Here is a 6,174-nt window from a genome sequence, read left to right on the forward strand (position 1 = left end):
AGTTCGGCCAGGTAGGCTCCATCCTGCCCCGTAATGCCGGTAATCAGTGCTTTTTTCATTATTATATTTCTGGTAATAGTCAAACGATAGAAAACTTCAGCGGATTTAACCTGCGTTTAGTATAGCTTTTCCGGAAAGCATCAGAGGCTGTTACACCGTCTGTTCTACTTCCTGTCCGATCGTTTGCCGACCAATGCTATAATAGGTATAACCCAACTCCTTCATCTGCTCGAGCTCATAAAGATTACGGCCGTCAAAGATGACCTTATTCTTGAGTAACAAGTTCATTTTGTTAAACTCTGGTGTCCGGAACATCGGCCATTCGGTCATGATCACTAACGCATCGGCATCGTCAAGGGCGGCATACGAGGTGTGCGCATATGTAATCTGATTGCCCAGCAGGTTTTTCACATTATCCATAGCTTCCGGATCATACGCCGTCACTTTCGCTCCGGCTGCCAGTAAGGCCTGAATATTTTCGAGGGCCGGGGCTTCCCGAATGTCATCGGTATACGGTTTGAATGCTAAACCCCAGACAGCAATCGTTTTTCCTGCTAAATCGTTGTTGAAGTGCTGACGAATTATTGGGAGAAGCTTGGTCTTCTGGCTGGCATTAACGTCCATGACGGACTTCAGAATCCTGAATTCATAGGCATATTCCTGAGCGGTTTTTGCCAATGCCTGTACATCTTTCGGAAAACAGCTTCCACCGTATCCAATACCGGCAAATAAAAACCGCTTGCCAATCCGGCTGTCAGTTCCGATCCCTCTCCGAATATCATCGACGTTCGCACCCGCTTTCTCACAAAGGTTGGCGATTTCGTTCATAAATGAGATTTTCACCGCTAGGAATGCATTAGCGGCATACTTGGTCATCTCGGCGGAGCGTTCGTCCATGAAAATAACCGGGTTACCCTGTCGCACCAACGGCGCATATAGTTTGTTCATGACGGTTTTTGCCCGCTCCGACTGGGTACCGATCACCACGCGATCGGGTTTCATGAAGTCTTCGATGGCCACACCCTCACGGAGAAATTCGGGGTTCGACACCACGTCAAAGTCTACCTGAGCAGCCAGGGAGATATATTCCCGCACTTTTTCGGCGGTGCCGACGGGCACGGTGCTTTTGTCGACGATGACGGCGTAGCTTTTCAGGATCTGGCCCAGATCGCCGGCTACTTTGAGGATATACTTCAGGTCGGCCGATCCATCTTCACCCGGCGGAGTTGGGAGCGCCAGAAAGATAACCTCGGCGCCTTCGATGCCTTCGGCTAAATTGGTTGTGAACTTCAGACGTCCTTCGGCGGTGTTGCGGTTAAACAGCACATCCAGACCGGGTTCATAAATGGGAATAATACCGTTGGTCAGCTTTTGAACTTTCCGCTCATCAATATCAATACAAGTTACCTGGTTGCCGGTTTCGGCAAAACAAGTTCCGGTCACGAGTCCAACGTAACCAGTACCCACCACTGCAATTTTCATAAGGAATCTTTATTAGTAATTAATTTTCAATAAGTCACTCATTAAGGAAGCAGGTAGGAATAGCAGTAAGAAGGTAAGAGTTAGTCTGACGAGCATTATGGTTTTGCCCGCCAGACTGATGAGAACGCAGAATGACAGATTTTTCCGGATAGAGGTTTATTCTCCCTGAGTTTTCCCGTTGAGCATGGACATGAACGTCATCCAGCAAATCCATAGATCCAGTTGAAGCGACTTTTTACGATTATAAAACCGGTCATATTTTACACGATGCCGCATTTTCATTAGCTGGCCGGTTTCGCCCCGACACCCTTTTACTTGAGCAAGACCGGTAATACCCGGCCGCACTCGATACCGTTTCCGGTAGTCCGGCATGGTATTCCAGTATTGAGCGCTGTGCGCCAGGGCGTGAGGTCGCGGACCAACAATACTCATGTCACCCCATAAGACATTAATAAATTGCGGCATCTCATCCAGATTGGTTTTTCTCAGAAAACGGCCAATCGGCGTGACACGGGAATCGTTTTTAGTTACCTGTTTAAAACTATCATTCGCAACATACGTCATGGTCCGGAACTTCAGGCAATAGAACTTGTGACCCCGGTAACCCGTACGCTTCTGAACAAAAAGGATTGGGCCAGAAGAGCCTAGCCGAATTAATAATCCAATCAGCGGAATCATCCAGAAAAGGACCAGTAAAATGACCAGAAGCGAAAAACAAATATCAAAAACTCTTTTTCCAAAATGTCTGTAAGCGACATCACGTCGCCTGACATCAGGCTCTGCGTATACATAGAGCGTTTGAAAGTTTGAATCGACACTAAGCATGATTAATAAATTTATGTTTCATACGGGCATTTTATGGTCTTAACAATGAACCTGTACCTATAATCGGATTAGTAACAGGCGTCCTTTTCTCTCCTTTATTATTACGTATTTACGGGATCTTCCGTGTAATCTCTGCCATAGTCCTGATTATAAATCAATTCTCCTCTTCCGGCCCCGTTCAAAACGATACTGAGATTTTGAAATTGCTGGCCTTTATTCAGCCGGTTAATCAGCTTGAGACACGTTTTCGGCGTAAAATTCTGCCGCACAACATATAAGGTAGTATCCGCAAACGGAGCTATCAACTGCGCATCCGTGACGAGACCAACAGGTGGCGAATCGACGATAACAAAAGCAAATCGTTCTTTCAGTTCGTAAAAAAGCTGATCCAGACGCTTTGAACTCATCAATTCCGCTGGATTATGCGGCAACGGCCCGGCGGTTATGATGAAATAGTTTTCATACTCTGATATAGGTTGAATAATCTCATCAATACTGGCTTTATCATTCAGATACGTACTAATTCCAACCCGGTTTTGCAGGTGCAACCTTTTATGCAATTGGGGTTTACGCAGGTCCATTTCCAGAATAATCGTTGGCCGGTTTACCATCGACAGGCTGGCTCCCAGGTTTAATGAAAGCAGCGATTTTCCTTCTCCGCTCAGGCTGGACGTGATCAGAATCAATTGGTTTTGATTGACACCCCGCTTTAAAAGTTGCAGGTTTGTGCGCAACGTCCGTATTTGTTCGCCCATCACCGACTGGAGATGAGGCTTAAAGACTAAACCGTCTGCTTCTAAATAGGAGCTGTGGGCAATGGCTCCCAGAATAGGGACCTGCGTAAGCTCCTCAACATCGGTATATGGCATAACCCGATCCTTCACTGCATCTTTTAGGCGGATAACGCCGATTGGAAGTAATAATCCGACTAAACCCAAAAGAAGATAGACCATTTTATGAACAGGTTCCACCGGTTTGTCATCCGTCCAGGCAATATCAATCACCCTACTATCCCCTGCAGTCGAGCGTGCCGCTAATGCGGTTTCTTCGCGTTTTTGAAGCAGATACTGGTATAATTCCATTTTCATATCCTTCTGATTGAAAATAGCCACCAGATTTTTTCCTTTCCTCAAAACCCGGTGCATCACATGCTCCATTCGACGGTTGCTGGCTACTAACTGGTCATGCGAACTGACCAATTGTTTACGCAGCGCCTTGATTGCGGTGGTTATATTGGATTTGATCTGAGAGGCTGGCTGGAGTTGAGTCGTCGATTTTTTTTGCCGCCGGACATTTTCCTCATGTTTCAACAACTGAGTTACCCAATAAACCAGTTGAGGTTCGCTAAACATGAACACGGTTCGTTCAACCGTTTTAGTCTCAACTTGCGATTGTAGCGCTCGTTCAAGTGATTCTAAACCATTCAATTTATGAGTAACTTCCTTCAGACGGGTGTCATTTTTTCGGATCGCCGTTAAAAATGATTGGGCTTCTCCTACCAGAAGCAAACTGTCGGTTGGGACTATTTTCGCTTCCTGTCCCTTTTTATCGGTAGTTAGCCCCGCAGCGATCAAGCCCAGACGATCCTCAATCGCAGCCAGATAGTGATCCGTCTCTTTTTGCTTTTGTAAATTAATGTCCTGACTAAACTCATACGTCATTTGATTCAAAATAGCTTCAGCCCGATCCGGCAGGGCATCTGTCAGGCTTATTTCCACAATTTCTGCCTGATTGGGAGGCAGTGCAACGCTGAGCTTCGCTAAATAGGTTGTAATGGCTTTCGCCGGAGACATGACTTTAAGGCGAAAAGATTCTTTTCGTATTTGGAGCGATGTATCTGGTAAAAACCGTAGCTGCCCATATGGAGTCTTGAGGCTTTGGTTAAGTGGATAAGTCTTTCCGTTCAGCATCACTTTTTGCTGATCAATGAGCCGCAGCTCCAATGTGTTCGTATAAAGTTCGGGGGCGGCTTTTTCAATGAACATGCGGACGGGTAAACCGGCGTAACGTTCAGATTTTGGACTTTTAGTAGTATAATACTGTACCTGTAGACCCAATTTGTTAACCACCTTTTTCATCAAGGTGTAGGAATTCAAAATCCCAATCTCGTTCTCAAAACCAGGCTTTATACGTTGGTTATGCATTTCCTGAGCAGATGAATCAGCGATCCGCCCCTCATGAATACCATTTTTAATTAATAAACTGGCACGACTCTTATAAACTGGCAACTGGTAGTATTGGTAAAATACTGGTCCGGCAAGCATAGCCGATAAGGAAAATGCGAACCAGAACCAATTGCGCTGAAAACGCGCCAAGTTGGTTCGGAAAGCTAATTTCCTTTTAACATTAGGAGATGAATCAGAAGAGTAAAGATTGTTTACCATACATTCCAGTTAAATGATGAAATAGAGGACAGGTAAACAACATTGTACCCGATAAGACAGTAATCACTATCTGTTTCGGTAATCCATACATTAAGCTCGCTATGTATTTGTCTTTTTTTCACGCCTAACAGTAAAAAATATTTTTTTGCTATTTGAATAGAAAATTAACTTTTGTAATATTAATTAGAATGTCTATTTGCTTATTAAAATAGTAATACTCTATATTAGGACTCGCTTATTGATATGTAATTAACGCTTCTCTGGTGACTCCATGAATCAGTGATACGTAGGATTTATCAACCGGATCACGTATTAATTCCTTTGAACTTGTTTACCTCAAGGAACAATAGCTTCACTTTTACCAATGCTTTTTACCGCCAAATGTAATGCCCCGTCCTGAGTAACCATTTTACTGACCTCTCTTTCCAAATCTAGTCCCAGAGGGAGATTTGGGCCATCTGTCAATTCACAATAGGCTATAACAGCCAACAAGTAGAACCCATATAGAAGTAAGCTAACCTTGTTTTCTGTAATTTTCATGGTAATAGAATTGGATGTTATCTCAAATCATTTCCGATGGTAATGGCATCTTAGCAACCAAAAAAATCAAGTAAACTATAAAATCACAAACGATCGTGTATATCTATAAAGGCACTAACTAAAATCTATATAAGCACAAAAAGGAGAATTCTACCAACTAACCAGTTTGAAAAACCAACCTACTATCAGAATTCTCATTGTATCGGCTTAAAGAAAATCTGAGTTTATTAATTTGTTGTCTAGAGATTTTTATATTTAACAGCCTACTTTATAATTTGACAAAAAGCACCCTTTCATACTGGTACTATGAAAGTATTTAACAGAATTGTCAATAGTTTTACATACTAATAACTAAAAAATAGAATAAAACTTAGTCCGTATTTTCTCTTCCATGTATAAACAAACTTATTAAAAAAAAATAAAATTCGGCTTCTTAAGTAGGAAATTAATAACTTAATTTATTTAGTAACATGGAGAAAGTGAATAATTAGAAAGGCGAAATTTTTTTGTTCTTTTTTATCAGTCATAATTTTATATATTATTCCTTGGAAATGAGTCATAGTATACGTTAGATCAGTGTGTTAGATATTGAGAGCAAATAATTATCAGACTCAGAATTTAGGTAATTATAATTTTATATAATCTATATAGTAGGTTTTCTTGTTGACAATCAGTTCGTATACTACTATATGAATAATGTTTAATTTATCAATAATTAAAATGTTTATAATCTAATTTATTCTTTAAGTAAAGTTCTAAAATTGCATGTTTCCTTTAATTAGTATTACTAAAAATAAGATGCTTATCCTTAGGTAGCTATTCGTTTATAGATACCAATGAATGCTGATTCTGTCTACGTTCTTGAAAAATAAGCAAGCTATTATGAAAGCTTCCCTTAATTAGTAGCACTCAAAACCAGAGATTTCCAATCAATGGACTCATC

General features: G+C 41.7%; 4 protein-coding genes. All 4 read right to left on the reverse strand.

Features of this window, described 5'->3' with window-relative positions:
- Positions 1 to 150: 150 nt before the first annotated feature.
- Positions 151 to 1,482 (reverse strand): UDP-glucose dehydrogenase family protein, encoded by a 1,332-nt coding sequence (locus ACYVHX_RS06845; protein WP_460670887.1) that lies wholly within the window; start codon positions 1,480 to 1,482, stop codon positions 151 to 153.
- Positions 1,483 to 1,638: 156 nt separating this feature from the next.
- Positions 1,639 to 2,307, reverse strand: a complete 669-nt coding sequence (locus ACYVHX_RS06850; protein WP_460670888.1) for a sugar transferase — start codon at positions 2,305 to 2,307, stop codon at positions 1,639 to 1,641.
- Between the two features lie 101 nt (positions 2,308 to 2,408).
- Entirely contained in the window at positions 2,409 to 4,691 is a 2,283-nt protein-coding gene (locus ACYVHX_RS06855) for a polysaccharide biosynthesis tyrosine autokinase (RefSeq protein WP_460670889.1), read from the reverse strand.
- Positions 4,692 to 5,027: 336 nt separating this feature from the next.
- A complete protein-coding gene (locus ACYVHX_RS06860; protein WP_460670890.1) occupies positions 5,028 to 5,231 on the reverse strand; it encodes a hypothetical protein in 204 nt (67 codons plus the stop codon).
- Between the last annotated feature and the right edge of the window lie 943 nt (positions 5,232 to 6,174).

The organism is Larkinella ripae, from assembly GCF_054780775.1.